Origin of the sequence: Streptomyces avidinii (assembly GCF_014650695.1) — a bacterium.
Lineage (GTDB): Bacteria > Actinomycetota > Actinomycetes > Streptomycetales > Streptomycetaceae > Streptomyces > Streptomyces avidinii.
In genome coordinates this window covers 214,931-241,515 of record NZ_BMVL01000009.1, presented here as the reverse complement: position 1 = coordinate 241,515, position 26,585 = coordinate 214,931, and the positions used below count along the sequence as shown (strand labels likewise).

The window sequence follows — 26,585 nt, the reverse complement described above, 5'->3', positions numbered from 1 at the left end:
ACTGTTTGAGCCGTCCGGCAAAATGGGGAGCACGGTCCCCTGAGCCGGTCGACATAGGAGAGAGACTCGTGGACGACGTTCTGCGGCGCGCCCCGCTCTTCGCGGCGCTCGATGACGAGCAGGCCGCGGAGCTCCGCGCCTCCATGGGCGAGGTGACCCTCGCACGCGGTGACGCCCTGTTCCACGAGGGCGACCCCGGCGACCGGCTTTATGTCGTGACCGAGGGCAAGGTGAAGCTCCACCGCACCTCGCCCGACGGCCGCGAGAACATGCTGGCCGTCCTCGGCCCCGGCGAGCTGATCGGCGAGCTGTCGCTCTTCGACCCGGGCCCGCGCACCGCCACCGCCACCGCGCTGACCGAGGTCAAGCTCCTCGGCCTCGGCCACGGTGACCTCCAGCCCTGGCTCAACGCCCGGCCCGAGGTCGCGACCGCGCTGCTGCGCGCCGTCGCCCGCCGCCTGCGCAAGACCAACGACCAGATGTCCGACCTGGTCTTCTCGGACGTTCCCGGCCGTGTGGCGCGGGCGCTCCTCGACCTGTCGCGCCGCTTCGGCGTGCAGTCGGAGGAGGGCATCCACGTGGTGCACGACCTGACGCAGGAGGAGCTCGCGCAGCTCGTCGGCGCCTCGCGCGAGACCGTGAACAAGGCCCTGGCCGACTTCGCGGGCCGCGGCTGGCTGCGCCTGGAGGCCCGCGCGGTCATCCTGCTGGACGTCGAGCGCCTCGCGAAGCGCTCCCGCTGACGCCGGCCACAGCCGTCGGAGGGGTCCTGCCCGGTCGGGCAGGACCCCTCCGTGCTTCCCCCGCCCCGGCCGGCCGGAGGGGCACAGTGGAACCATGGAGCACAGAGGGCTGGACGCGTACGGGTACTTCGAGCGGGAGGGTTCGCTCGGGCGGGTGCAGAACGAGTTCCGCGGCCTCGTGGCGGCCGTACGGGGGCGCACCTCCGAGGCCTACGGGCGGCGGCTGCACAGCGCGTACCTCTACGGGTCCGTACCGCGCGGCACGGCCCGGCCCGGGCCGTCGGACCTGAACCTGCTGCTCGTCCTGCACCACGCGCCCTCCGACGAGGACCGGGACACCGCCGAGGTGCTCGCACGCGGGCTCGACGAGGACTTCCCGGAGATCGACGGCGTGGACATCCTGCTCCGGGACAAGGCCGCCGTGCTGAGCGAGGCGGAACGATTCGACCTGGGATGGTTCCTCGCGTGCCTGTGCACCCCGCTGCTCGGGGCGGACCTGGCCGAGCACCTGCCGCGCTACCGCCCGGACAGCCTGCTCGCCCGCGAGACCAACGGGGACCTGGCCGCACTGCTGCCCGAATGGCGGACGCGCGTACGGGAGTCGTCGACCCCGGAGGAGTACCGGAAGCTGTGCCGGCTCTTCTCCCGGCACCTGGTGCGCACGGCCTTCACGCTCGTCATGCCGCAGTGGGGCGGGTGGACCAGTGACCTCGGCGAGTCCGCGGAGATCTTCGGCATGTACTACCCGGAGCGCGCGGACCGGCTGCGGGCGGCGGCCGACGCGGCGATCGACCCCGTCTCGGATCCGGAGCTGCTGCGCTCGTACGTCGAGGACCTCGGTCCGTGGCTCGCGGACGAGTACACGGCCCGGCACGGCACGAAGACCCCGCGCGGGCGCCGGCGCGGCGTGTGAGGGCCCGCGTCAGGACTTGTCGGACCGCTCGGTCACCGCGAGGGCCTCGACGGCCTGCTTGGCCTCCACCAGGCCCGCCCCGGTGATCCGGCGGTACTCCTTGATCGCCGCTATCTGCCGGTCCGCCCCGAGCAGGGCGCGTACCTCGTCCATCCCGGCGGGCTCCGGCTCCTCGATGCCGAAGTGGTCCAGCACCAGGGCCAGGCGGCGCTCCGCCCGGTCCGCCTGGCGCTGCAGGCTCTGCACCCGGAGGGTCACCGCGGAGGTGATCCATCCGGCCGTCACGACCAGCATGACGAGCAGGAACACCGTGTTCATTCGAGCCCTCCAGGGATGAGTCCGTGATCTTGAAGGTACTCGAGCTGCGCCCGCACGGACCATTCGGCGGCCGGCCACAAGGACCGGTCCACATCCGCGTAGACCTGCGCGACGACCGCCTCCGGCGTCACGAAGCCGTTCTCGACCGCGGTCTCGACCTGGGCGAGCCGGTGCGCGCGGTGGGCCAGGTAGAACTCGACGGCGCCCTGCGCGTCCTCCAGTACCGGTCCGTGGCCCGGCAGGACCGTGTGCACGCCGTCGTCCACGGTGAGCGAGCGCAGCCGGCGCAGGGAGTCCAGGTAGTCGCCGAGGCGCCCGTCGGGGTGCGCGACGACCGTGGTGCCTCGGCCCAGGATGGTGTCGCCGGTCAGCACGGCCCGGTCGGCGGGCAGGTGGAAGCAGAGCGAGTCGCTGGTGTGGCCGGGGGTCGGCACCACCCGCAGCTCCAGCCCGCCGGTCCGGATCACGTCCCCGGCGGCCAGGCCCTCGTCGCCGAGGCGCAGGGCCGGGTCCAGGGCGCGCACCTTCGTACGGGTGAGCTCGGCGAAGCGTCCCGCGCCCTCGGCGTGGTCGGGGTGGCCGTGGGTGAGCAGGGTGAGGGCGATCCGCTTGCCCGCCCCCTCGGCGGCGGCGATGACGGCCCGCAGGTGTACGTCGTCCAGCGGGCCGGGATCGATCACGACCGCCAGGTCCGAACCGGGCTCGGACACCAGCCAGGTGTTGGTGCCGTCGAGGGTCATCGCGGAGGCATTGGGAGCCAGGACGTTCACCGTTCGGGCGGTCGCCGGCCCGGAGGTGACGACTCCGCGGGGCTGCCCGGGCAGTGCGGCGGCGTCGGTCATGCGGGACCTCCGGGGCGGACGCGCTTGGTGAACTCGTCGTGGCCCGGCCAGCTGAGCACCAGCTCGCCGTTCTCCAGCGTGGCCCGGGCCAGGACCGGTGCGAGGTCCTGTTCGGCGGCGGCGGTGAGCGCACCGGCGGCGCTTGCGTACGGCTCCAGGGAGCGCAGGGTGGAGATGGTGGGCGGCATCATCAGCAGCTCGCCCTTGTCGTACCCGGCGGCCGCGTCGGCCGGGCGGATCCACACGGTCCGGTCGGCCTCGGTGGAGGCGTTGCGGGTGCGCTGGCCCTCGGGGAGGGCGGCGACGAAGAACCAGGTGTCGTAGCGGCGCGGCTCGAACTCGGGGGTGATCCAGCGCGCCCAGGCCCCGAGCAGGTCGGAGCGCAGCCGCAGGCCGCGGCGGTCGAGGAACTCCGCGAAGGACAGGTCCCGCGCCACCAGCGCCTGCCGGTCGGCCTCCCAGTCGTCCCCGGTGGTGTCGCCGACGATCGTGTCCGGGGTCTGCCCGGCGAGCAGGACGCCCGCCTCCTCGAAGGTCTCCCGTACCGCGCCGCAGACGATCGCCTGGGCGGTGAGGGGGTCGGTCCCGAGCCGGGCCGCCCAGTCCTCCCGGGTGGGCCCCGCCCAGCCGACCTGGTGCTCCTCGTCGCGCGGGTCGACCCCACCGCCCGGATAGGCGTACGCACCCCCGGCAAAAGCCATGGAGGCCCGCCTGCGCAGCATGTGCACGGCGGGACCGTCGGGGGTGTCGCGCAGGAGCATCACGGTGGCCGCGCGCCGCGGCTCCACCGGGACGAGCGAGCCGTCCGCGAGCGCGCGGATGCGGTCGGGCCACTCCGGCGGGTACCACTGGCCTCCGGCGGGGGGCTGCTGCTGACCATGCTGACCATTCGGCATGGCCGGATGCTACGGCCATCCGGCCCGATGTTCGAGGGTCACCCCTCCCGGCCGGTGCCGCGGGCGGGCTGTGCCGGGCCTCGAAGCCCCTGGCTCGGCCCCGCACCCCGCTCCTCGAACGCGGGAGGGGCCGGATGCGGCAGAGCCCGGCCCTCGCCGCGCAGGGCGGTGAGGGCCGGGCTCGTGGAACTCTCCCCGGAGGGGTCAGGCTCCGGCGACCAGCTCGACCTGGATCTCGATCTCGACCGGGGCGTCCAGCGGCAGGACCGCCACGCCGACGGCGCTGCGGGCGTGGACGCCCTTCTCGCCGAGTACGGCGCCCAGCAGCTCGCTCGCACCGTTCAGCACGCCCGGCTGGGCCGTGAAGTCGGGGGCCGAGGCGATGAAGCCGACGACCTTCACGACGCGGGCGATCTTGTCCAGGTCACCGACGACGGACTTCACGGCGGCCAGGGCGTTCAGCGCGCACGTGGCGGCCAGCTCCTTGGCCTGCTCCGCCGAGACCTCGGCGCCGACCTTGCCGGTGACCGGCAGGTTGCCCTTGATCATCGGGAGCTGGCCGGCGGTGAAGACGTACGAGCCCGACCGCACGGCCGGCTGGTACGTGGCCAGCGGCGGAACGACCTCGGGCAGGATCAGGCCCAGCTCGGCCAGCTTCGCCTCGACAACGCCGCTCATGCCTTCTCCCGCTTGAGGTAGGCCACGAGCTGCTCGGGGTTGTTCGGGCCGGGCACGACCTGGACGAGCTCCCAGCCGTCCTCGCCCCAGGTGTCCAGGATCTGCTTGGTGGCGTGAACCAGCAGCGGGACCGTCGCATATTCGAACTTCTTGGTCATGGGAGCGAGGGTAGTGCCTCGCGTGCGGGGTGCACGCCGCACGCGGAACCGACGCATCCGACGCGGCTCACCCCCCGAACACTCCGGCACAACCACCCGGCACCACCGGACCGGAACCCGAGGAATTAGGCTCGGACGCTGTGAGCAGGCTCCAGGTGGTCAGCGGCAAGGGCGGCACCGGCAAGACCACGGTCGCCGCAGCACTCGCGCTCGCCCTCGCACGCGAGGGCGGCCGGACTCTTCTCGTGGAGGTCGAGGGCAGGCAGGGACTCGCACAGCTCTTCGGCGCCGAGGCACTCCCCTACGAGGAACGGAAGATCGCCGTGGCGCCCGGCGGCGGCGGTGAGGTCTTCGCGCTCGCCATCGACGCCGAACGGGCGCTGCTGGACTACCTCCAGATGTTCTACAAGCTCGGCTCGGCCGGCCGCGCGCTCAAGAAGCTCGGCGCCATCGACTTCGCGACGACCATCGCCCCCGGGCTGCGCGACGTACTGCTCACCGGCAAGGCCTGCGAGGCGGTGCGGCGCAAGGACAGGGCGGGCCGGTACGTCTACGACCACGTGATCATGGACGCGCCGCCGACCGGGCGGATCACCCGGTTCCTGAACGTCAACGACGAGGTGGCGGGCCTGGCCCGGTTCGGGCCGATCCACAACCAGGCCCAGGCCGTCATGAAGGTGCTCAAGTCCCCCGAGACGGCCGTGCACCTGGTCACCCTCCTGGAGGAGATGCCCGTCCAGGAGACCGCGGACGGCATCGAGGAACTGCGCGGGGCCGGGCTGCCGGTCGGCCGCGTCATCGTCAACATGGTCCGGCCGCACCATCTGGACGAGGACACCCTGCGCACCGCGGCCGGCGACCACCGCGCCGAGGTGGCGAAGGCGCTGTCCCGGGCGGGCCTCGGCGGCGCGCGCCGCGGCGGGCTGGCCGAGCGCCTGGTGGACCCACTGCTCGCACAGGCCGCCGAGCACGCGAGCCGGGTGGAGCTGGAGCGCGCGCAGCGCGGCGTACTGACGGGGCTGGACCTGCCCACGTACGAACTGCCCCTGCTCGGCGCGGGGATGGATCTGGCCGGGCTGTACGCCCTGGCCAGGGAATTGCGGAAGCAGTCGGTGGCCGAATGAGCGAGGGGGAGGACACCGTGGGCATGGACACTCCGCCGCGGCTGGCGGTCGACCGGCTGCTGGACGACCCGGAGACCCGGATCGTCGTGTGCTGCGGGGCGGGCGGGGTCGGCAAGACCACCACGGCCGCGGCGCTCGGCGTACGGGCCGCCGGGCGCGGGCGCAAGGCCGTGGTGCTCACCATCGACCCGGCGCGGCGGCTCGCGCAGTCGATGGGGATCGACTCGCTGGACAACACCCCGCGCAAGGTGGAGACCGTAGGGGCGGGCGGCGGCGAACTGCACGCCATGATGCTGGACATGAAGCGGACCTTCGACGAGATCGTCGAGGCGCACGCGGACGGCGAGCGGGCCCGGGCCATCCTCGCCAACCCCTTCTACCAGTCGCTGTCGGCCGGCTTCGCGGGCACGCAGGAGTACATGGCGATGGAGAAGCTGGGGCAGCTGAGGGCCCGGGACGACTGGGACCTGATCATCGTCGACACTCCGCCGAGCCGGTCCGCGCTGGACTTCCTGGACGCGCCGAAGCGGCTCGGGTCCTTCCTGGACGGCAAGTTCATCCGGGTGCTGATGGCCCCGGCGAAGGTGGGCGGCCGAGCCGGAATGAAGTTCCTGAATGTCGGCATGTCGATGATGACCGGCACCCTCAGCAAGCTGATGGGGGCCTCGCTGCTGAAGGACGTCCAGACCTTCGTGGCCGCGATGGACACGATGTTCGGTGGCTTCCGGACCCGGGCGGACGCGACCTTCCGGCTCCTCCAGGCTCCCGGCACGGCCTTCCTCGTGGTCGCCGCGCCCGAACCGGACGCCCTGCGCGAGGCGGCGTACTTCGTGGAGCGGCTGGCCGCGGAGAACATGCCGCTGGCCGGTCTGGTACTGAACCGGGTGCACGGCAGTGGCGCCGACCAGCTGTCCGCCGAGCGGGCGTTGGCCGCCGCAGAGAATCTTGAAGAAGGCGGCATTGTCGATCAGGAGTCCGGGAAAGCTGGACTTCGTGACTCGGGCGCGGAACCCACGGGAACCGCCGAGCCCGCCGGGTCCACCCAGACCGACCGGACAGCACGGACCGCTCAGACCACACGGACCGCGAACTCTCCCGAGACAGGCTCCCCCGGCCCGGAAGGCGACACCGAAGCCGGTAGTACGGAAAGCGGTGTCGCGACCGACACCGCGGTCGTAGACCGGATCACGGCAGGACTGCTGCGTCTGCACGCCGAACGCATGCAGGTGATCGCGCGCGAACAGCGCACACGCGATCGTTTCACCTCGCTGCACCCCGAAGTGGCGGTGGCGGAAGTGGCTGCCCTGCCCGGCGATGTGCACGACCTCGCCGGGCTGCGGGCGATCGGAGAACGACTCGCGGCCGGTGTACCGGCCGGAGCGTAGGCGTCCGTACGTCGTGGCGGCCGTGTGGTCTACCCGGCTGCCGCGTATGTCTCGTACGACACGTCGATCTCCGCGTCTGCATCCATGGTGAGGATGCCCGTGCTGCGCTCGTACTCCGTACGTGCGGTTTCGAGCAGCCGTCGCCACGAGGTGACGGTGGGACGCCGGCGCAGCAGCGCGCGTCGTTCCCGCTCGGTCATTCCGCCCCACACGCCGAACTCGACACGGTTGTCGAGCGCGTCGGCCAGGCACTCGGTCCGCACCGGACATCCGGTGCACACCGCCTTGGCCCTGTTCTGTGCCGCTCCTTGAACGAATAGTTCATCCGGATCGGTAGTGCGGCAGGCTGCCTGCGCACTCCAGTCGGTAACCCAGCCCATCCCGGCGCCGTCCTCTCCCGAATCGAGGCTCCCCCACGGCGGTAGCGGCATATTCACCGCTGCCAGTTGAGGACGTTACGGAAGGCGAGCACAGTGCAACACCCCCGACGGGCCCAATCTTGAATGGTCCGAACGGACTATGGGTAAGCGGCAGATCACCCGACGGAGTGATCCGGCGACATGCCCGACCATTCCGGCAATTCGGATGTAATCGTCGGTTCGGCTTCAACAGAGGGGCGAGAATCGGACATGTGTCCACCCCATTCGGGAAGGGTGAAAATCAAGCCGAGGGGTTGATGTCGCACCACACTGCTGTGACAGTTGGGGACAGCTTAGGCCAAGGCATTCGCGTGTGTCCGGCGAATCAGAACGTAGGCTGCCCCCTATGGGAAAGAAGCGCTCGGGCGGCGGGCTCACGGGGAGCCAGCAGGCCGCCAAGTTCCTCGGGGTGTCCGTTCTCTCCGGGGTTGTACTGGCCGGCATGGCGATTCCGGCCGCAGGCGCCCTGGGCCTGGCGGCCAAGGGGACGGTCGAGGGATTCGATGAGATCCCGGCCAATCTCAAGACTCCGCCGCTGAGCCAGCGGACCACGATTCTGGACGCCGAGGGTGGCTTGATCGCCACCGTCTATTCGCGCGACCGTCAGGTGGTTCCGCTCACGGCGATCTCCCCGTACATGCAGAAGGCGATCGTCGCCATCGAGGACTCGCGTTTCTACGAGCACGGCGCGGTCGACCTCAAGGGCATCCTGCGCGCGGTCAACCGCAACGCGCAGGAGGGCGGTGCCGCACAGGGCGCCTCCACGCTCACCCAGCAGTACGTGAAGAACGTGTTCGTCGAAGAGGCCGGCGACGACGAGACCAAGGTGCGCGAGGCCCAGGAGAAGAGCCTCGGCCGCAAGATCCGCGAACTGAAGTACTCGATCCAGGTCGAGGAGGAGCTCGGGAAGAAGAAGATCCTCGAGAACTACCTCAACATCACGTACTTCGGTCAGCAGGCCTACGGAATCGAATCCGCCGCCCAGCGCTACTTCAGCAAGCCGGCCAAGGACCTGACCCTGGAGGAGTCCGCGCTGCTGGCGGGCGTCGTGCAGTCGCCGAGCCGGTACGACCCGGTGAACGACGCACAGGAGGCTACGAAGCGCCGCAACATCGTCCTCCAGCGGCTGGCCGACACCAAGGACGTCTCGCAGGCGGAGGCGGACGCGGCGAAGGCCAAGCCGGTCACCCTCAAGGTGACCAAGCCCAAGAACGGCTGCATCACCGCCGTCAAGGGCGCGGGCTTCTTCTGCGACTACGTGCGCAACTCCTTCCTGACCGACACGGCCTTCGGCAAGACGCGCGAGGAGCGGGCGAAGGTCTGGAACCAGGGCGGCCTGACGGTCCGCACCACCCTGGACCCGCAGTCGCAGGAGGCTGCCAACGAGTCGATCAAGGATCACGTCTACCAGGACGACGCGATCGCGACGGCCGTGACCCTGGTCCAGCCGGGCACCGGCCGGGTGCTGGCGATGGGTCAGTCCAAGCCCTACGGGTTCGGGAAGAACGAGACCCAGATCAACTACTCCGTGGACAAGCGGATGGGCGGATCGAACTTCGGCTTCCAGGTCGGCTCGACCTTCAAGCCGTTCATCGCGGCCGCCGCCCTGGAGAAGGGGATGCCGCCGACGAAGGTGTACCAGGCGCCGAACAAGATGGACTACCCGAGCCCGATCTCCCGCTGCGACGGCTCGCAGTACATCAACACCACGGGCGAAGCGGCGGAGAACGAGACCGAGGACGAGGTCGGCCCCTACGCGCTGCGGACCGCGATGGAGAAGTCGATCAACACCTACTTCGTCGACATGATCTCCGAGATCGGCCTGTGCCCGGTGTCGGAGATGGCGCAGAAGCTCGGCGTGGTCCCGGCGAGCGGGGCGAAGCTGGCCGACGGCCCCGCCATCGCCCTCGGCGCGGAGGAGATGTCCCCGCTGACGATGGCCAACGCGTACGCGACCTTCGCCAACCGCGGCGTCTACTGCACCCCCACCGCCATCGAATCGATCACCGACGCGCACGGAAAGGCGCTCTCGGTACCGAAGAGCAAGTGCTCGCGGGCGATGTCGCAGACGACCGCCGACACCATCAACACCCTGCTGCGCGGAGTGGTCGACTCCGGCACCGGCGAGCGCGCCGGTCTGAACGACCGCGACAGCGCCGGCAAGACCGGTACGACGGACTCCCGCTACAACGCCTGGTTCGTCGGCTACACGTCGAACATGTCCGGCGCGGTGTGGGTCGGCTCCGGCGGCGCGAAGAAGATCACGATGGAGAACATCGTGATCGGCGGCAAGCCCTACGACAAGGTCTTCGGTGGCGGTCTGCCCGGCCCGATCTGGAAGGACGCGGTCTCCGGCGCGCTGTCCGGCCGCGAGTCCTCGAACTTCACCACGGTGAGCATCCCGGAGCCGACGGTTCCGTCCGGCGGCCCGCGCGGCAACAAGCCGTCCACGAACCCGTCGAAGCCCGGTAAGCCCGGCGGTGACGGCAAGCCCGGCGGGCGGCCCGGCGGCCAGACCGCCGGAGCCAACGGGGGCGCCACGGGCGGCGGGGCCGACCCGCAGCCCCCGTTCCCGCCGATCTCGATCGACCCGAACATCGGCGGCGTGGTCGGCGGCCGCGACGACCAGTAGGTACGTGCAGGACAGGGCAAAGGGGGAGGGCCCCGGCCGATTTCGGCCGGGGCCCTCCCCCTTTGCCCTGTCCTGCTGCGCTCTTGCTCTGCGCCTGCTCGTGCTCGTGCGCTGCGGTCCTACGAGAGCTGCTGCTTGACGACGGCGGCGACACGCCCGCCCTCCGCCAGCCCGGCGACCTTCGGGTTCACGATCTTCATGACGGCACCCATGGCCCGCGGCCCCTCGGCACCAGCCGCCCTGGCCTCCTCCACGGCCTGCGCCACGATCGCGACGAGCTCGTCGTCGCTGAGCTGCTTGGGCAGGTACGTGTCGAGAAACTCGCCCTCCGCAGTCTCCCGTGCGGCCTGCTCGGGACGGCCGCCCTGGGCGAAGGCCTCGGCCGCCTCACGGCGCTTCTTCGCCTCCTTGGCGATCACCTTGAGGACTTCCTCGTCGGAGAGCACACGTGCTTCCTTGCCCGCGACCTCCTCCTTGGTGATGGCGGAGAGGGTCAGGCGCAGCGTGGACGAATGCAGCTCGTCACGCGCCTTGATGGCGGTCGTGAGGTCTTCCTGGAGCTTGGCCTTGAGCGTGGTCATACAGGTGAGTCTGCCAGGTACGGGGCCGGTGGCGCTCACCTGTTTTCCGGGTCTGCGACGATGGGTCCATGCGTGCGCGTTACGGAGTACCCCTGAAGGCTGCTGCGGGAATCGCTGCGGTGGGGGCCGCGGGTGTGGCCTATGCCGCCGGTTTCGAGGCGCGGTCCTTCCGCCTGCGCCGGGTCACGGTGCCTGTTCTTCCCCGGGGGATGCGCCCGCTGCGCGTGCTCCAGGTGTCCGACATCCACATGGTCGGCGGGCAGCGAAAGAAACGTGCCTGGCTGCAGTCCCTGGCTGGGCTGCGCCCCGACTTCGTCGTGAACACCGGCGACAACCTCTCGGACACCCAGGGCATCCCCGAGCTGCTCGACGCCCTGGGCCCCCTGATGAAGTTCCCGGGCGTGTACGTCTTCGGGTCGAACGACTACTACGGGCCCCGGCTGCGCAACCCCGGGCGCTACCTGCTCGAGAAGGCGCAGGGCCGGCACGGGCTGAACGGCAACAAGCCGGTCGTCGGCGCCGTCCACAACCCGTGGGAGGAGATGCGGGACGCCTTCGACTCGGCCGGCTGGCTGAACCTCACCAACACCCGGGCCCGGCTGAAGCTGGACGGCCTGGAGCTGGCCTTCACCGGGCTCGACGACCCGCACATCAAGCGGGACCGCTACGCGGAGGTCGCCGGCGGTCCGGAGGCGGACGCGGACTTCTCGATGGCCGTGGTGCACGCCCCGTACCTGCGCGTCCTGGAGTCCTTCACCGCCGACCGGTACCCGCTGATCCTCGCGGGCCACACCCACGGCGGGCAGCTGTGCATCCCCTTCTACGGGGCCCTCGTCACCAACTGCGACCTGGACACGAAGCGGGTGAAGGGGCTCTCCATGCACGAGGCCGAGGGCAACCGCGCGTACCTGCACGTCTCGGCGGGTTGCGGCACGAACCGGTTCACCCCGGTCCGCTTCGCCTGCCCGCCGGAGGCGACACTCCTGACCCTGACCCCGGCGTAATACGCTGCCGGGATGACCGCACCATCACGCCTCGTCCCGGTGGTGTTCCGCGGCCTGATCTGCGCGGCGGCCGTGGTGGGGCTGGTCATCGACTTCGTGTACGGGAGCGTGCCCGTCGTCCTGAGCTACTTCACCATCTGGACGAACATCCTGGTCGCGGTCGTCCTCGGGGTGTCCGCGGCGCGCGCACGGCAACGCCGGCCCGACGTCGCTCCCCTCTACCGGGGCGGGATGCTGCTCTTCATCCTGATCACCGGGCTGGTCTTCCACCTGGTGCTCGCCAACCCGTCGAGCCCGTACAACGTCGTCGCCGAACTCGACCGGCTCACCGGCGCCAGGTCCGTGGCCAACCAGCTCCTCCACACGGTCACCCCGGTCGGCGCCCTCTTGGACTTCCTCCTGCTCACCGCCCCGCGCACCCTGCGCCCGCGCCACGCCGCCCAGTGGCTGGCGTACCCGCTGGCGTACGTGACCTTCGCGATGGCCCGCGGCGCCCTGCTCACCCCCGGCACCGGGCGCCGGTACCCGTACCCCTTCATCGACGCGGCCCAGTACGGCTACGCCCGCGTGACCGTGAACGCCCTGGTCCTGGGCGCCGCCTTCTACGCCCTCGGCCTCGTCCTGGTCGCGGCGGACCACTACCGCCGACCGTCCCGCCTGGCTCCGCGACCGCCCCGCGAAAACCGGATTTCGTCTCCGGCGAGAGGTCCGCTAAAGTAATCGATGTCGCCAGGGCAGCAAGCGCTGCAAGGCGGCGATCGGGGTGTAGCGCAGCTTGGCAGCGCGCTTCGTTCGGGACGAAGAGGTCGTGGGTTCAAATCCCGCCACCCCGACGCTGAAGTATCGGAAAGAGCCGGTGCAGGGAAACCTGCGCCGGCTCTTTTTGCGTCCGGCGGACCACCCGAGTGACCACGACGCCCCTCTTCCTTCGGGAGGCTCCGGCGCGGCCGACGGTGGACGGTTGAATGTTCGATTGTCACGGTTTGAACATTGTCGCACCCGCGCGTGCACGCCCCCATACGGTGACCGGATTCGCACTCGTCCCTGTGGGGGTTCCCTTGTCTCAGCAGTTCTCGCCGCCCGGTCAGCCGCAGCCCGGGTACGGCTACCCGCCCCCTCCGCAGCCGAAGAAGTCCAACGCGGGGAAGATCGTCGGCTTCTCGTGTCTGGGCATCGTGGGATGCATCGTGCTCCTCGGTGTCGTCGGCGCGTTACTCAGCAGTGGGAGCAGCGACAAGACGGCGAAGGAGTCCGCGCCCGCAGCTGCTGCACCATCCGCACCGGCGCAGGCCCCCGAGTCCAAGCCGTCCTCCGCCGCACCGGAGAAGAAGGCCGCGGTCGATGTGGTTGCGAAGAAGACCGAGTTCAAGAAGAGCATCATCGCGCAGGGCGACGAGTACACGAGCGTGTCCGTCACCATCACGAACAACAGCAGTAAGCCGATCAACGTGAACCCGCTCTACTTTGCGATCACCGACACGAACGGCACCAAGCACATGGCTGAACTCGGGGCCGACGAGGACCAGATCGCCACGGTCGAGCTGGCTCCGGGCGAGAACGTGACCGGCGCGGTCACCGGCAAGGGTGCGTTCACTGCGAAGACGGTGACGTACACGGATGGTCTGATCGGCAAGGGGATTCGCGCCGACGTGTCCTGACGCCTTGCGGGTCGACGTCCCACCCGCAGAGCCGAAACCAGCTACCCCGACTTCGTAAGACCAGGTCAAGGGCTTGATCCGCATCGCGGGTCGGGCCCTTCCTGCGTTGGGGGGTTCCGCCGGTCAGTACGGGCGGGGGGACATGATGTGGGGCTCCGTGGACGGGGTCTCGAGGATGCAGCGGGGGACGCCCGGGCCGGGGGTCGCGCGGACCGTGACCTGGGTCGGGGGGTCCGTGGGCAGCTCGACGTGGACGGTCACCGGGTGGTCGTGGTGCGTCGTGGCGTAGCCGGTCTCCTTGCCGTCGACCAGTACCTCCACGACGGCGGTGTGACCCGTCTGGACCGTGGCGCTCACCGAGTGCCCGTCGTGGTCGATGTGGAAGTGATGGCGCCGACGCATGAGATCGCCTCCCGCGGTACCCCCTCACCACCAGGGTAGCCACGCCGCACGCTCAGGGCTCCGCGAGTTCGGCGAGGGTGGTCCGGGTCAGGGTGATGAGGGTCTCGGCGGGGGCCGCGGCGGCCAGCGCGTCGAGGTGTTCCAGTAGTGCGCCGACGGTGGTGAAGGGGCCGACCGGGCGGAGCAGCCAGAGGCGGCCGCGCGGGCGGGGCGGGAGCCCGAGCGCGTCGAGGGCCTCGTCGGCCTCCCGGTCGAGGTCCCGGAGGTCGGGCTCGGGCAGCGGGGCGCACTCCACGCCGGTGATGTGGCCGTGGCCGTCGAGGGAGGTGTCCACCGCCCAGTGGGTGGACCGGTCCGGGATCCAGGTGCGGTCCGCGGGGGGCCAGACGTACGGGAGGAACACCCAGCGCAGGTCCTCGGGGGCCGGCTCCCAGCCGAGCACCTCCAGCTCCCGCATCTCGGGCAGCCGGTCCGGTTCCAGTTCGCTGCGGCCGGTGCGGCGCAGTGCGAGCGGGTGCGGTGTTCCGTCCTCGTCCCACGACATGCGGGCACGCTATCCGACCCGGTGGGCGATATGCGTGACCCCGCGTACGGGGCTACGCCCGCGGCCGGTCCAGCGGGTTGGCCGCGATGCGGGCGGCCGCGCCGCCGGCCACGTACGCGGCGGCCGCGCAGTCCGGCTTGCGCACGGCCTGGTCCTCGACCAGGGCCAGGAACGCGGCGCCGAAGTCGCCCCGCGGGTACGCGGCGAGGAGGTCGGCGGTGAAGGCGGGATCGAAGGAGGCGAGGCCCAGGCCCGAGACGTCCGCGCTGGTGCCGACCTGCAGGAGGTGGCTCTCCACGTCCTCGGCCGCGCTCACGTCGTCACGCATGTGCAGGACGATGACCTCCTCGGCGCGCGCCCGGCGGGCCGCCGGCCAGCCCAGGCCGGCCGTCAGGACGCGCGCGACGTGGCCGCCCGCCTCCTCGAAGGGAAGGGTGTGGCTGTCGAAGGGCGGCGTCAGGCCCAGGTCGTGCAGGAGGGCGCTGACGTAGAGGAGTTCCGCGTCGTACGCCAGCTCGTGCTGCTGCGCGTAGCGGGCCGCGAAGGCATAGGAGCGGACCGAGTGGTTCAGCAGGGTCGTGTCCGCGTACTCCGCCGCGATCTCGTGGGCGGCGCGGGCCGATGCGGTGTCAGGAGTCCATGTCTTCATGGGGCGTCAGCGTAGGCGGCGGCCGAAGTCGACCTCGGACGGGGGCTCCCCGGGCCAGTTGAGCCGGGTCGGGGCGGGCGGGGTCTCGGCGAGGACGGTGCCGCGCGAGACGACGTACCGCGGGCGGACCTGGCGGCGGATCGCCTCCTCGGGCGTGGGGGCCGGAAGCAGGACGAAGGAGGCGGGGGCGCCCGCGGTGATGCCGTACTCCGTCTCCGCGAGGCCGAGCACCCGCGCCGCGCGCTCCGTCACCATCGAGAAGGCCAGCGGGACCTCGTCGCCGCCGGTGAGCTGGGCGGCGTACAGCCCGACGAGGGCGGTCTGCAGCGGGTTGGCGGTGCCGAGCGCGTTCCACGGGTCCATCACGTCGTCGTGGCCGAAGGCGACGTTGACCCCGGCGGCCAGCATCTCCTTGACCTGGGTGAGGCCGCGGCGCTTGGGATAGGCGTCGAAGCGCCCCTGGAGGCCGAGGTTGGCGAAGGGGTTGGAGACGAGGTTGATGCCGGATCGGGAGAGCAGCCGCTGGAGTTTGTAGCTGTAGGCGCCGTTGTAGGAGCCCATGGCCGTGGTGTGCGAGGCGGTGGCGCGGCCGCGCAGCCCCGAGCGCATGGCCAGGGTGGCCAGCACCTCCACGAAGCGCGACTGCTCGTCGTCGATCTCGTCGCAGTGCGCGTCGACCCGCAGGCCGTGTTCCTCGGCCAGCGCGAAGGCCGTGTGCAGCGAGGCCACGCCGTCCTCGCGGGTGTCCTCGAAGTGCGGGATCGCACCGACGACGTCCGCCCCGCGGGCGACGGCCTCGCGCAGCAGTCCCTCGCCGCCCGGGAAGGAGACGATGCCCTCCTGCGGGAACGCCACGATCTGCAGGGTCATGAAGTCCCGCACCCGGTCGCGGACCTCCAGCAGCGCGTCGAGTGCGGTGAGGTCGGGGTCGGTGATGTCGCAGTGGGTCCGCACGTGCAGCACCCCGTGGGCGGCCTGCCAGCGCAGCACCTCGGTGGCCCGCGCGATCACGTCCTCGCGGGTCAGGGTCCGCTTGCGCTCGGTCCAGCAGGCGATGCCCTCCCAGAGGGTGCCGGAGGCGTTGGGCCGCGGCTCGCCGGCGGTCAGGGCCGTGTCCAGGTGGATGTGGGGCTCGACGAAGGGCGCGCTGAGCAGGCCGCCGTGGGCCTCGATGAGGATGCCGGTGGCGGGTGGTTCCTTCTGGTCGTCGTACGGGATCACCCGCGCGATGCGGCCGTCCTCCGCGACCTCGACATCGGAAAGGCCGTGGGTGTGCAGCAGCCGGGCGCCCCTGACGATCATCCGCATGGCGCCAGCGTAGGGGGTGTCCTGCCGGTCGGGCCGGATCAGGGAGGGGTGTCCGGTGCGTGCGATCGCAAGGCCGAGGAGGGAGTCGACGCGGAGCGTCGGCGACCGACGAGAACGCGGCGAGCGTGCGTGCCGGACACCGCGAGCCCGGCCCGACCGGCAGGACGCCCCCAAGGGTGTCCTGCCGGTCGGGCCGGATCAGGGAGGGGTGTCCGCGGGCCGGGCTAGCCGCGCTTGGCCTGGGCCTTCTGCTGCATGCCGCGCGTCTTCGCGGCGGTGCTGTGGATGTCCCGGACCGCGGCCTTGGCTCGGGCCTCGGCGGCCGTGTTCTTCGCCTGGGCGCGCTCGGAGTCCTGATGGCGGTGGTGGCCGGTGTGGGCCTTCTTGGCCATGATCGTTCCTCCTCGGACGGGACGGCCGATGCGTTCCACTCTGCGCCCGTTCCGGGCAGTCGGCATCCCGGGGACCGCTGCGGCCACAATGGGCGCATGACCAGCGACAGCGTGATGACCCCCGACATGCCCGACTGGGAGAAGCGGTTCCGGGCACCGCGCGTCGGGCTGCCCGACTGGGCCGAGGACGCCCCGGACCGTTCGCTCTTCGTTTCCAACGCGACCGGAACCTTCGAGATCTATGCCTGGGACCGCGCCACCGGCGGGCAGCGACAGGCCACCGACCGCCCCAACGGCACCACCGACGGCACGCTCTCCCCCGACGGCGAGTGGATCTGGTGGTTCTCCGACACCGACGGCGACGAGTTCGGCACCTGGGTGCGCCAGCCCTTCGCTGGCGGCCCCGACGAACCGGCCACTCCGGGCCTTGCGCCCTCGTACCCCGCCGGGCTGGCCATCGGGCGTGACGGGACGGCCGTCGTGGGGCGTTCCACCGACGAGGACGGTTCGACCGTCCACGTGGTCCGGCCGGACGGCTCGGCGCCCACCGTGATCTACCGGCACCGGGAGTCGGCCGGCGTCGGCGACCTGTCCCGCGACGGAACGCTCGTGGCCGTGGAGCACACCGAGCACGGCGACGCGATGCACTCCGCCCTGCGTGTCCTGGCCCTCGACGGGAGCACCGTCGCCGAGCTGGACGACACCCGGGGCGGGACCGAGGAGCTGGGTCTGGAGGTCCTCGGCTTCGCACCGGTCGTCGGCGACACCCGGCTGCTCGTCGGCCACCAGCGGCGCGGCCGCTGGGAGCCGATGGTCTGGGACGTGGCCACCGGCGCCGAGCAGGAGCTCGCGATCGACCTGCCGGGCGACGTCAGCGCCGAGTGGTACCCGGACGGCAGCGCGCTGCTGGTCGCGCACAGCTTCGAGGCGCGCAGTGAGCTGTGGCGCTACGACCTGGCCGCACGGGAGCTCGTACGCGTGGACACGCCGCCGGGGTCGGTGTCAGGGGCCACCGCGCGGCCCGACGGGACGGTGGAGTACCTGTGGTCCTCGGCCGCCGAGCCGTCGACGGTACGGTCCACCGCGGGCGGGACCGTACTGGACCCGCCCGGTTTCCGGGCGCCCGGTTCGGTGCCGGTGGAGGACGTGTGGGTCGAGGGCCCGGGCGGGCGGATCCATGCGCTCGCGCAGCGGCCGGCGGGCCACGGCGAGGGCCCCTTCCCGACGGTCTTCGAGATCCACGGCGGTCCCACCTGGCACGACAGCGACGCCTTCGCATCCGCCCCGGCGGCCTGGCTGGACCACGGTTTCGCCGTGGTGCGGGTCAACTACCGCGGCTCGACGGGCTACGGCCGTGAGTGGACCGACGCCCTCAAGCACCGGGTCGGGCTGATCGAGCTGGAGGACATCGCGGCGGTCCGGGAGTGGGCGGTCGCCTCCGGCCTCGCGGACCCGGCCCGCCTGGTGCTGTCGGGCGGTTCCTGGGGCGGGTACCTGACGCTGCTGGGCCTGGGCACGCAGCCGGGCGCCTGGGCCGTGGGGCTGGCCGCCGTACCGGTCGCGGACTACGTGACGGCCTACCACGACGAGATGGAGGCGCTGAAGGCCCTGGACCGCACCCTCTTCGGCGGCGCGCCGGAGGAGGTCCCGGAGCGCTTCGAGGCGTCCTCGCCGTTGACGTACGTGGACGCCGTGCAGGCCCCCGTCCACATCGCGGCGGGCGTCAACGACCCGCGCTGCCCGATCCGCCAGATCGACAACTACGTGGACCGCCTCGCCGCGCGCGGGGCGGTGCACGAGGTGTACCGCTACGACGCCGGGCACGGTTCGCTGGTGGTGGAGGAGCGGATCAAGCAGGTGCGGATGGAGCTGGAGTTCGCGCTGAAGCACCTGCCGCACTGACCCTGCGGGAGGGCGACCGGTGCACCCCCCGTACCGTGGTGGGGTGCACCGGTTTCTCCTGACCCCGCGCTGGTGGGGGATCAACGTCTTCGTCGCGCTCGCCGTGCCTTTCTGCCTGTTCATGGGGTCCTGGCAGCTCGGCCGGTTCGAGGACCGTGTCGACAGCCACCGGGAGGCGTCCGCCGAGCGGCCCGCCGATCAGGTGGCCTCGCCCCTGGACTCGCTGCTCCCGGTCGACAAGACGACCTCGGGACGGCTGGCCTCGACGGCCGGCGAGTACGGCGACCAGCTGCTGGTGCCCGAGCGTCGACTGGACGGCCGGTCCGGGTTCTACGTGCTGACCCTGCTGAAGACCGACTCCGGAAAGGCCGTCCCGGTGGTGCGGGGCTGGCTGCCGGGGGCGGCGGATCCCGCGAAGGCGCCGGCCCCGCCCACCGGGCGGGTCGAGGTCACCGGGGCACTGCAGGCGTCGGAGAACGCCGGCACGAAGGGGGTCCACGCCGAGGGCGGGCTGCCGGCCGGGCAGCTCGGGGTGATCGCGGCGGCCTCGCTGGTCAACCTCGTCGCATACGACCTGTACGACGCCTGGCTGACCGTGCAGACCCCGTCGGACGGGATGGTTCCGGTGCCCGCGCAGGCACCGACGAACACCGGGCTCGACCTGAAGGCCTTCCAGAACCTCGGCTACACCGGCGAGTGGTTCGTCTTCGTCGCCTTCGTGCTCTTCATGTGGTTCCGGCTCTACCGCCGCGAGCTGGAGACCATCCGCGACGCCGAGGCCGGCCTGCTGGAACCCGCCGCCTAACGGCCCGGCCCGGCCCGGTCGGGCCGGTCGGGCCGGTCGGGCTGCCCGCGCGGGCTGCGCATCCGACCTGGTCCGCGCATACGACCCGCTCGGCAGGACGTCCCTCAGGCCACCGGGATCGCGCCCGTCCGGTACACCGTTCCGCCACAGGCCTCGGGGATCGTCGTCTGGGTGGTCGCGGCCCCCGACTGCGGGGTGTGCGAGACGGCCACGCCCGGCGGAGTCTGGCCCGAACCGGCGTCGGGGTCGGAGGCGGCCCCGTTGCCCGCGCCGGCCGAGGTGCCCGCAGAGTCGGTCTGCGGCGGCTTCCCGCCCGCGTCCGGGCTGCCCGGCGTACAGGTCACCCCCGACGGCACCCACGCGAAGCGGACCTCGTACGCGGTGTTCGGCGGGAGCACGAGGGCCGCGGAAGCCGCCGACGGATCGGGCAGCAGCCCGGTCGCGGGATCCCCGGCCGTGTGGCCGACCACCGCGACCGAGGAACCCGAACCGGTCCCGGTACCGGCCGCCGGGGCGGCCGTCACGGCGTCCTGGCCGTTGACCGCGCAGGCCTGCGTCGAGACGTTGGCGACCCGGAAGCTGCCGTACACCCTGCCGTCGTTCTCCGGGGGCCGGGCATGGCCCACCACCCCGAGCTGGTCCGCGCCGCACCCGGGCACGCCCGGCGCCGCCACCGGCGGCATCGGGCCCGAGCCGATCGCAGCCCCGCCGGAACCGCCGGGTCCGGCGGTGGTACCGGCGCCCGACGGGCCGGCCGTCTGACCACCCGCCTGGGGGCCCGCCGTGGCGTCCGGCTGCCCGGTGACTCCGCCGATGGCCGGGAGGTCGCCGAAGGAGTGGCTCGACCTCGGGCGGTCCCCGAATCCGTTCTGGTGCGGGTCGGAGGCGTGTGCGTCCCGCCTGTCCCCCGCGGCCGTGCCGTGCCCGGCCATGGCCGGGTGGTCGTCGGCCGCGCTGCCGGCTCCGGACAGGTGCAGGGCGGCCGGGATCGCGGTCCCGGCGAGCAGCACCGCGGCCGCGGCACCCACGAAGGCGGCCCGGCGGTTGCGGGTCCGGCGCGCGGGAACGGCGTACCGCAGTCGCTCCAGCGCGTCCGCGGAGGGCTGCATGCCCTCGACGGCCCCGCGCAGGAGGATGCGCAGCTCCTCTTCCCCGCCCGATCCGCCCGATCCGCCCGATCCGCCCTGCGAAGTGTGGTCGTCCATCATGACTGCGCAGCCTCCATCGCCACCCGCAGCGCGGCAATGCCCCGCGATCCGTACGCCTTCACCGAGCCGAGCGATATTCCGAGCGTCTCGGCGACCTGGGCCTCCGTCATGTCCGCGAAGTAGCGCAGGACCAGCACCTCGCGCTGGCGGCGCTGCAGCCCGCGCATCGCCTTGATCAGATCGTCCCGCTCCAGCTGGTCGTACGCGCCCTCTTCGGCGCTCGCCATGTCGGGCATCGGCTTCGAGAGCAGCTTGAGGCCGAGGATGCGGCGGCGCAGGGCGGACCGCGAGAGATTCACGACGGTCTGGCGCAGGTACGCCAGGGTCTTCTCCCGGTCCCGGACCCGGTTGCGGGCGGAGTGCACCCGGATGAAGGCCTCCTGGACCACGTCCTCGCAGGAGGCGGTGTCGTCGAGGAGCAGCGCGGCCAGGCCCAGGAGCGAGCGGTAGTGCGCCTGATAGGTCGCAGTGAGGTGGTCGACGGTGGTGCCGGCCACCACCTCGGCCGTCTCGCTCTTGGCTGCCCCGTCCGCCTCAGCGCTGTCGCGCGGTGCGGGCACGAGGGCGCCCCGGATCGGTACGGCGGTCCGTACGGGCGCCTCTGACGGCCCCGCCGGCGGGACGGGCACGATCACGGGGAGACCGCCGCCGGGCGCGCGGAGACCCCGGCGCGACGGGATGATCCCGATCTGCGCCGGTCGTACGACTGGTTCGAGCAGTGCCTCTGCCACGCCAGTTGGACACGCGTCCCCCCATCAGGGTTGTACGCGCGAGGCAGTCTCACCGCCGCAATCCCTATTGCCCTCATGCGTACCCGCTCTTCCCGATTGCCCCGTCTTATCGAGACGGCAGTCGGGCCATCACCTTGATCAAGGGATCAGCACCGATCCTACAAAGCGAATTACGCAAATTCACCTGCGATCAGTTCCGCGATCTGCGTGGCATTCAGAGCGGCGCCCTTGCGGAGATTGTCGGCGCACACGAAGAACTCCAGGGCGTACGGGTCGTCGAGCGAGGCCCGCACCCGTCCCACCCAGGCGGGATCCGTCCCGGCGGCGTCCACGGGAGTGGGGAATTCCCCTGCCGCGGGGTCGTCCACGAGCACCACGCCGGGCGCGGCCTCCAGGATCTCCCGGGCGTGCGGGGCCTCCACCTCGCGCTCGAACCGGGCCCGCACGGTCAGCGAGTGCCCGATCAGCACCGGCACCTGAACGCAGGTCACCGATACCGGGAGCCGCTCCAGTTCCAGGATCCGGCGCGTCTCGCCGCGTACCGCCAGCTCGTGCGAGGACCAGCCGTCCGCGCACAGCTCGCCGGACCAGGGCACGACGTTGAGCGCGAGCGGGGCGGCGAAGGGGCCGGTGTCCTCGCCCACCGCGCGGCGGACGTCTCCGGGCTGCTCTCCCAAGGAGGTGCCGGCGACCAGCGACTGCTGGCGGCGCAGCGCCTCGGAGCCGGCCCGGCCGACGGCGCTGGCGGCCTGGTACGAGGAGACGACCAGGTCGCGCAGGGAGTACTCGGAGTGCAGCGCGCCCAGCGCCGCGATCATGGTGGCGGTCACGCAGTCCGGTCCGGCGACGATCCCGCGCGGCCGGATCCGCGCCGCATGCCCGTTGACCTCGGGCACCACCAGCGGCACCTCGGGGTCCTCGCGGAAGGCGGCGGACAGGTCGATGACCACCGAGCCGCGCGCAGTGACGACGGGCGCCCACCGGGCCGAGATGTCGGCCGGGGTGAGGAAGAGGGCGATGTCGCCCGGTCCGAGGCCGTCGAAGGCGTCCTCGGTGAGGGCGATCACCTCGCTCTCCTGCGCGCGGACGGTCAGCATGCGGCCGGCCGAGCGCGCGGAGGCGATCAGGCGGATGTCGCCCCAGACGTCCGCGCGCAGGGACAGCATCTGGAGCAGGACCGAACCGACTGCTCCGGTCGCCCCGACCACGGCGAGTGCCGGGCCGGAGGACCGGGTGCGGGTCATCGTCCGGTGCCTCCGTAGACGACGGCTTCGTCGCTGTCGGAGTCGAGGCCGAAGGCCGTGTGCACGGCGCGGACGGCCTCGTTGACGTCGTCCTGGCGGGTGACGACGGAGATGCGGATCTCGGAGGTCGAGATCAGCTCGATGTTCACGCCCGCGTCGGACAGCGCCTGGAAGAACGAGGCGGTGACGCCCGGGTTCGTCTTCATGCCCGCGCCGACCAGAGAGATCTTGCCGATCTGGTCGTCGTAGCGCAGGGAGTCGAAGCCGATCGCGCCCTTCGCCTTCTCCAGGGCCTCGATGGCCTTGTGGCCCTCGGCCTTGGGGAGGGTGAAGGAGATGTCCGTGAGGCCCGTGGAGGCCGCGGAGACGTTCTGCACGATCATGTCGATGTTGATCTCGGCGTCCGCGATGGCGCGGAAGATCGCCGCGGCCTCGCCCGGCTTGTCCGGGACACCGACGACCGTGATCTTGGCTTCGGAGACGTCGTGCGCGACTCCGGAGATGATGGCGTGCTCCACCTGCGCGTCCCCTTGCGGATTCTCGTTGCTGACCCAGGTGCCCGGCAGTCCGGAGAAGGACGAGCGGACGTGGATCGGGATGTTGTAGCGGCGCGCGTACTCGACGCAGCGGTGCAGCAGCACCTTGGAACCGGAGGCCGCGAGCTCCAGCATGTCCTCGGAGGAGATCCAGTCGATCTTCTTGGCCTTCTTCACGACGCGGGGGTCCGCGGTGAAGACGCCGTCCACGTCGGTGTAGATCTCGCAGACCTCGGCGTCCAGCGCCGCGGCGAGCGCGACGGCCGTGGTGTCCGAGCCGCCCCGGCCGAGGGTGGTGATGTCCTTGGAGTCCGCGGACACGCCCTGGAAACCGGCGACGATGGCGATGTTGCCCTCGTCCAGCGCGGTGCGGATTCGGCCCGGCGTGACATCGATGATGCGCGCTTTGTTGTGGACCGAGTCGGTGATCACGCCTGCCTGGCTGCCGGTGAACGACTGGGCCTCGTGACCCAGGTTTTTGATCGCCATGGCCAGCAGGGCCATGGAGATCCGCTCTCCGGCGGTCAGCAGCATGTCGAATTCACGCCCGGCAGGCATCGGGGATACCTGCTCGGCGAGATCGATCAGCTCGTCCGTCGTGTCGCCCATCGCGGAAACCACGACGACCACCTGGTGGCCGTTCTTCTTGGCATCCACGATCCGCTTGGCGACGCGCTTGATGCCCTCGGCATCGGCTACGGAGGAGCCTCCGTACTTCTGCACGACTAGGCCCACGTGCGCTCCTCGCTCAGTCCGTCTCATTGCTGGTGCAGTGTAACGAGCGACCTGGATCCGACCGCTTCGTACCACATCATGAGACGAGAAGATCAGAGAATGAGTTCCCGATCCGGGCACTCACTTGCGGCCGAGACCGCCGAGCTCCTCGGCCATCACCGCTCCGGCCTGCTCCGCGAGATCGTCCTCGGCCAGGTCCTCGTCCGTGTCCAGGCCGTCCAGGGCCGCCAGCGGCTGGTCCAGGCGGACATGGGCGATCAGCGACTGGAGGGCGCGCAGGGTCGCCGAGGCCGTCGGACCCCAGTTGGTGAAGTACGAGAACTGCCACCACCACAGCGCCTCCGTGATGCGGCCCGACTGGTGGTGGATGAGCCCGTGCCGCAGGTCGGCGACCACGTCGGCCAGGTCGTCGGAGATCCGGTGGGCCACCGGCGTCTTGCGCGGCTCGTACGGGTCGAAGACCTCGGAATAGACGTCGACCGGCTCCAGCATGATCGCGAACCGCTCGCGCAGGTCGTCCACGTCCGGCTCCGGGCCGAGATCGGGCTCGTAGCGCTCGTCCGGCAGCACGTCCTGGTACGCGCCCAGCCGGCCGCCCGCCAGCAGCAGCTGGGACACCTCCAGGAGCAGGAAGGGCACCGCACTGTCCGGGTCCTCGCCCTTGGCCACTTCGGTGACCGCAACGATGAACGACTCGATCTGGTCCGCGATCGAGGCGGCGAAGTCGTCCGGATCCTGGCCGAGGGCGTGCAGCGTTGCGTCAGACATCGAGAAGTCGCCTTCCTTCAAAGGCCCGCCCCAGCGTGACCTCGTCCGCATACTCCAGATCTCCCCCGACGGGGAGCCCGCTGGCCAGGCGGGTGACCTTCAGGCCCATGGGCTTGATCATGCGGGCGAGGTAGGTGGCGGTCGCCTCGCCCTCCAGGTTGGGGTCGGTGGCCAGGATCAGCTCGGTCACCTCGCCGTCCGCCAGTCGTGCCAGCAGTTCGCGGATGCGCAGATCGTCCGGGCCGACGCCCTCGATCGGGCTGATCGCGCCGCCGAGGACGTGGTACTTGCCCCGGAACTCGCGCGTGCGCTCGATCGCGACGACGTCCTTCGGTTCCTCCACGACGCAGATGACCGTGGTGTCGCGGCGCGGATCACGGCAGATGCCGCACCGCTCCTCCTGCGCCACGTTCCCGCAGACGGCGCAGAACCGGACCTTGTCCTTGACCTCCAGCAGCGCGTGCGCGAGGCGGCGGACATCGGTGGGCTCGGCCTGCAGGATGTGGAAGGCGATCCGCTGCGCGCTCTTGGGCCCGACGCCGGGCAGCCTGCCCAGTTCGTCGATCAGGTCCTGAACCACGCCTTCGTACAACGGACTGCCTTCTTTCGTCGGGTAGGGGGAGGAGGGCTAGAACGGGAGGCCGGGGATACCGCTGCCGCCGCCCAGGCCCTGGGCCAGGGGGCCCAGCTTCTGCTGCTGGAGCGCCTGCGCATTCTCGTTGGCCGCCTGCACCGCGGCGACCACCAGGTCGGCGAGCGTCTCCGTGTCCTCGGGGTCCACGGCCTTCGGGTCGATCACCAGGGAACGCAGCTCACCGGAGCCGGTGACGGTCGCGCGGACCAGACCGCCGCCGGCCTGGCCCTCGACCTCGGCCTGTGCGAGCTCCTCCTGCGCGGCCGCGAGATCCTGCTGCATCTTCTGGGCCTGCTGGAGCAGCTGCTGCATGTTGGGCTGGCCACCACCGGGAATCACTGGGCACTCACTCCATACGTCGTACGTCGAGACCTTCGGAACGCTTGGTCAATCCGAGCCTACGTGCTCCCCGGGCGCCGCGCCCTACGCCGTGAGGACCAACTCTTTCGAGTGAGAGTCGGGGCGTACGCGTACCTGCTGGAGACCTCCTTGCGGGCGGAAATCCCGGGAATCGTCGCCCATCGCCCGTCATTCGAAGGTAGGAAGAGCATGCGCATCATTGCGCACACGCGCACCACCACACGTCAGCGCAGGCAGAGGGAGTGCCGGGTGAGCCAGCCGGAGATGCAGCCCGAGGGGCCACCCCGGGATCCCCGGGAGGAAGGCGGCGGACCGATGGCGGCGGGCGATCTGACCGGCCGGCCGTTCCCCCTCGGGGACTGGGGCGAGCCCGCCGAGCGGCTCGACGAGCTCTACCGGCGGGTCGAGGCCGACGCGCTGCGCACAGCCGAGTGGTACCTGTCCGACCGGGCGTGGAAGCGGCGCGGTGCGCGCGTGCTGCGCGCCGGCGCCGCCGTCGGTGCGGTCACGGGCGCCTCGATGCCGCTGCTGGAGCTGACCGGCTCCATCCCGGGCGCCTCGACGTACGGATACCTCGCGCTGCTGCTGGGTGCGGCTGCGCTGGCCTGCGACCGGTTCTTCGGGCTGACGTCCGGGTGGATGCGCGACGTGGCCACGGCCCAGGCGGTGCAGCGCCGGCTCCAGACCCTCCAGTTCGACTGGGCCTCGGAGAACGTGCGCGAGGTGCTCGGCCCGACCGAGGGCACGGCCAGCGAGGCCGCCGAGCGGTGCCTGACCGTGCTGCGCCGCTTCTCGGAGGACATCACGGAACTGGTGCGCTCGGAGACGGCGGACTGGATGGTGGAATTCCGGGCCGGGCCCGCACCGCTGGTGATGCAGTCGCTGGGGTCCTCCGGTGGGCGCGTGGACGCGAACATCCCGCCCGCCCGCTTCCCGCTGCCGCCGGGCACCAGACCCAACATGCCCCGGCAGCGCCCGCCGGAGCAGCCGCGCTGAGGGGCGGGCGGGGCCGGGGT

30 protein-coding genes and 1 tRNA gene are annotated in these 26,585 nt (G+C 71.4%); 12 read left to right on the top strand and 19 right to left on the bottom strand.

Annotation, left to right across the window (positions count from 1 at the left end; genetic code table 11):
- Nucleotides 1–68 precede the first annotated feature (68 nt).
- Together IE257_RS24315 and IE257_RS24310 are read left to right on the top strand one after the other, a co-directional pair.
- Nucleotides 69–743: a Crp/Fnr family transcriptional regulator gene (locus tag IE257_RS24315; protein WP_003981529.1), complete on the top strand. Its 675-nt coding sequence runs from the start codon at nt 69–71 to the stop codon at nt 741–743.
- Between the two features lie 94 nt (nt 744–837).
- A complete protein-coding gene (locus IE257_RS24310) occupies nt 838–1,656 on the top strand; it encodes a nucleotidyltransferase domain-containing protein (protein ID WP_189971979.1) in 819 nt (272 codons plus the stop codon).
- Between the two features lie 9 nt (nt 1,657–1,665).
- On the opposite strand, the gene IE257_RS24305 is transcribed toward IE257_RS24310, so the two are convergent.
- The 5 genes from IE257_RS24305 to sp36 all read right to left on the bottom strand — a co-directional run bounded on the left by IE257_RS24305 (nt 1,666) and on the right by sp36 (nt 4,548).
- Nucleotides 1,666–1,974 carry a ribosomal protein L7/L12 gene (locus tag IE257_RS24305; protein ID WP_189971977.1) on the bottom strand — a complete coding sequence of 103 codons (309 nt, stop codon included), beginning with the start codon at nt 1,972–1,974 and terminating at the stop codon, nt 1,666–1,668.
- Nucleotides 1,971–2,816 (bottom strand): MBL fold metallo-hydrolase, encoded by an 846-nt coding sequence (locus tag IE257_RS24300; protein WP_189971975.1) that lies wholly within the window; start codon nt 2,814–2,816, stop codon nt 1,971–1,973. The genes IE257_RS24305 and IE257_RS24300 overlap by 4 nt, the downstream gene beginning before the upstream one ends.
- Nucleotides 2,813–3,712 (bottom strand): NUDIX hydrolase, encoded by a 900-nt coding sequence (locus IE257_RS24295; protein WP_189971973.1) that lies wholly within the window; start codon nt 3,710–3,712, stop codon nt 2,813–2,815. Before IE257_RS24295 ends, IE257_RS24300 begins: the two co-directional genes overlap by 4 nt.
- A gap of 204 nt (nt 3,713–3,916) precedes the next feature.
- Nucleotides 3,917–4,390, bottom strand: coding sequence for a RidA family protein (locus IE257_RS24290; RefSeq protein ID WP_189971971.1), 474 nt, complete (start codon nt 4,388–4,390; stop codon nt 3,917–3,919).
- Nucleotides 4,387–4,548 (bottom strand): Sp36 family protein, encoded by a 162-nt coding sequence (gene sp36 / locus IE257_RS24285; RefSeq protein WP_007264966.1) that lies wholly within the window; start codon nt 4,546–4,548, stop codon nt 4,387–4,389. The genes IE257_RS24290 and sp36 overlap by 4 nt, the downstream gene beginning before the upstream one ends.
- 140 nt (nt 4,549–4,688) lie before the next feature.
- Here sp36 and bagA point away from each other — a divergent pair, with 140 nt between their 5' ends.
- Together bagA and bagB are read left to right on the top strand one after the other, a co-directional pair.
- The gene (gene bagA, locus IE257_RS24280; protein ID WP_189971969.1) at nt 4,689–5,672 is read left to right on the top strand and encodes an ATPase BagA; all 984 of its coding nucleotides are present in this window, start codon (nt 4,689–4,691) and stop codon (nt 5,670–5,672) included.
- Nucleotides 5,669–7,057 carry an ATPase BagB gene (gene bagB, locus IE257_RS24275; protein WP_189971967.1) on the top strand — a complete coding sequence of 463 codons (1,389 nt, stop codon included), beginning with the start codon at nt 5,669–5,671 and terminating at the stop codon, nt 7,055–7,057. The genes bagA and bagB overlap by 4 nt, the downstream gene beginning before the upstream one ends.
- 29 nt (nt 7,058–7,086) lie before the next feature.
- On the opposite strand, the gene IE257_RS24270 is transcribed toward bagB, so the two are convergent.
- Nucleotides 7,087–7,437 (bottom strand): WhiB family transcriptional regulator, encoded by a 351-nt coding sequence (locus IE257_RS24270; RefSeq protein WP_030009547.1) that lies wholly within the window; start codon nt 7,435–7,437, stop codon nt 7,087–7,089.
- A gap of 385 nt (nt 7,438–7,822) precedes the next feature.
- On the opposite strand from IE257_RS24270, the gene IE257_RS24265 reads away from it, so the two are divergent.
- Entirely contained in the window at nt 7,823–10,108 is a 2,286-nt protein-coding gene (locus IE257_RS24265; protein ID WP_189971965.1) for a transglycosylase domain-containing protein, read from the top strand.
- Between the two features lie 119 nt (nt 10,109–10,227).
- Here IE257_RS24265 and IE257_RS24260 read toward each other — a convergent pair whose 3' ends face one another.
- The gene (locus IE257_RS24260) at nt 10,228–10,689 is read right to left on the bottom strand and encodes a GatB/YqeY domain-containing protein (protein ID WP_189971963.1); all 462 of its coding nucleotides are present in this window, start codon (nt 10,687–10,689) and stop codon (nt 10,228–10,230) included.
- Nucleotides 10,690–10,757: 68 nt separating this feature from the next.
- Here IE257_RS24260 and IE257_RS24255 point away from each other — a divergent pair, with 68 nt between their 5' ends.
- The 4 genes from IE257_RS24255 (at nt 10,758) to IE257_RS24240 (ending at nt 13,351) form a co-directional block, all read left to right on the top strand.
- Nucleotides 10,758–11,693 (top strand): metallophosphoesterase, encoded by a 936-nt coding sequence (locus IE257_RS24255; RefSeq protein ID WP_189971961.1) that lies wholly within the window; start codon nt 10,758–10,760, stop codon nt 11,691–11,693.
- A gap of 12 nt (nt 11,694–11,705) precedes the next feature.
- Entirely contained in the window at nt 11,706–12,413 is a 708-nt protein-coding gene (locus IE257_RS24250; protein ID WP_189971959.1) for a Pr6Pr family membrane protein, read from the top strand.
- Nucleotides 12,414–12,452: 39 nt separating this feature from the next.
- Nucleotides 12,453–12,526: transfer RNA gene (locus IE257_RS24245), tRNA-Pro, on the top strand.
- A gap of 225 nt (nt 12,527–12,751) precedes the next feature.
- Nucleotides 12,752–13,351, top strand: coding sequence for a DUF4352 domain-containing protein (locus IE257_RS24240; protein ID WP_229920629.1), 600 nt, complete (start codon nt 12,752–12,754; stop codon nt 13,349–13,351).
- Between the two features lie 123 nt (nt 13,352–13,474).
- Here IE257_RS24240 and IE257_RS24235 read toward each other — a convergent pair whose 3' ends face one another.
- The 5 genes from IE257_RS24235 to IE257_RS24215 all read right to left on the bottom strand — a co-directional run bounded on the left by IE257_RS24235 (nt 13,475) and on the right by IE257_RS24215 (nt 16,646).
- Entirely contained in the window at nt 13,475–13,753 is a 279-nt protein-coding gene (locus tag IE257_RS24235) for a hypothetical protein (protein WP_189971956.1), read from the bottom strand.
- A 52-nt stretch (nt 13,754–13,805) separates the two neighbouring features.
- Nucleotides 13,806–14,297: a DUF5956 family protein gene (locus tag IE257_RS24230; protein ID WP_189971954.1), complete on the bottom strand. Its 492-nt coding sequence runs from the start codon at nt 14,295–14,297 to the stop codon at nt 13,806–13,808.
- 52 nt (nt 14,298–14,349) lie between these two features.
- Nucleotides 14,350–14,946, bottom strand: coding sequence for an HD domain-containing protein (locus IE257_RS24225; protein WP_189971952.1), 597 nt, complete (start codon nt 14,944–14,946; stop codon nt 14,350–14,352).
- 6 nt (nt 14,947–14,952) lie between these two features.
- Complete coding sequence (gene codA / locus IE257_RS24220) at nt 14,953–16,254, bottom strand: cytosine deaminase (protein WP_229920628.1); 1,302 nt, start codon at nt 16,252–16,254, stop codon at nt 14,953–14,955.
- Between the two features lie 224 nt (nt 16,255–16,478).
- The gene (locus tag IE257_RS24215) at nt 16,479–16,646 is read right to left on the bottom strand and encodes a hypothetical protein (protein ID WP_158720973.1); all 168 of its coding nucleotides are present in this window, start codon (nt 16,644–16,646) and stop codon (nt 16,479–16,481) included.
- A 96-nt stretch (nt 16,647–16,742) separates the two neighbouring features.
- Between IE257_RS24215 and IE257_RS24210 the strand changes: the two genes are divergently transcribed.
- Both IE257_RS24210 and IE257_RS24205 read left to right on the top strand, forming a co-directional pair.
- Nucleotides 16,743–18,548 (top strand): S9 family peptidase, encoded by a 1,806-nt coding sequence (locus tag IE257_RS24210; RefSeq protein ID WP_189971951.1) that lies wholly within the window; start codon nt 16,743–16,745, stop codon nt 18,546–18,548.
- Between the two features lie 43 nt (nt 18,549–18,591).
- Nucleotides 18,592–19,353: an SURF1 family protein gene (locus IE257_RS24205; RefSeq protein WP_189971948.1), complete on the top strand. Its 762-nt coding sequence runs from the start codon at nt 18,592–18,594 to the stop codon at nt 19,351–19,353.
- A 104-nt stretch (nt 19,354–19,457) separates the two neighbouring features.
- Here the strand turns inward: IE257_RS24205 and IE257_RS24200 are convergent, their stop codons facing one another.
- The 7 genes from IE257_RS24200 to IE257_RS24170 all read right to left on the bottom strand — a co-directional run bounded on the left by IE257_RS24200 (nt 19,458) and on the right by IE257_RS24170 (nt 25,548).
- A complete protein-coding gene (locus IE257_RS24200; RefSeq protein ID WP_189971946.1) occupies nt 19,458–20,561 on the bottom strand; it encodes a hypothetical protein in 1,104 nt (367 codons plus the stop codon).
- Nucleotides 20,558–21,292, bottom strand: a complete 735-nt coding sequence (locus IE257_RS24195; protein WP_372453123.1) for a SigE family RNA polymerase sigma factor — start codon at nt 21,290–21,292, stop codon at nt 20,558–20,560. The genes IE257_RS24200 and IE257_RS24195 overlap by 4 nt, the downstream gene beginning before the upstream one ends.
- 170 nt (nt 21,293–21,462) lie before the next feature.
- Nucleotides 21,463–22,536 carry an aspartate-semialdehyde dehydrogenase gene (locus IE257_RS24190; protein WP_189971943.1) on the bottom strand — a complete coding sequence of 358 codons (1,074 nt, stop codon included), beginning with the start codon at nt 22,534–22,536 and terminating at the stop codon, nt 21,463–21,465.
- Nucleotides 22,533–23,807: an aspartate kinase gene (locus IE257_RS24185; RefSeq protein WP_189971941.1), complete on the bottom strand. Its 1,275-nt coding sequence runs from the start codon at nt 23,805–23,807 to the stop codon at nt 22,533–22,535. Before IE257_RS24185 ends, IE257_RS24190 begins: the two co-directional genes overlap by 4 nt.
- Before the next feature lie 120 nt (nt 23,808–23,927).
- A complete protein-coding gene (locus IE257_RS24180) occupies nt 23,928–24,575 on the bottom strand; it encodes a DUF5063 domain-containing protein (RefSeq protein WP_189971939.1) in 648 nt (215 codons plus the stop codon).
- The gene (recR, locus tag IE257_RS24175; protein ID WP_030010802.1) at nt 24,568–25,167 is read right to left on the bottom strand and encodes a recombination mediator RecR; all 600 of its coding nucleotides are present in this window, start codon (nt 25,165–25,167) and stop codon (nt 24,568–24,570) included. Before recR ends, IE257_RS24180 begins: the two co-directional genes overlap by 8 nt.
- A 36-nt stretch (nt 25,168–25,203) precedes the next feature.
- A complete protein-coding gene (locus IE257_RS24170; RefSeq protein ID WP_189971937.1) occupies nt 25,204–25,548 on the bottom strand; it encodes a YbaB/EbfC family nucleoid-associated protein in 345 nt (114 codons plus the stop codon).
- Between the two features lie 270 nt (nt 25,549–25,818).
- Here IE257_RS24170 and IE257_RS24165 point away from each other — a divergent pair, with 270 nt between their 5' ends.
- The gene (locus IE257_RS24165; protein WP_189971935.1) at nt 25,819–26,565 is read left to right on the top strand and encodes an SLATT domain-containing protein; all 747 of its coding nucleotides are present in this window, start codon (nt 25,819–25,821) and stop codon (nt 26,563–26,565) included.
- Nucleotides 26,566–26,585: the final 20 nt, after the last annotated feature.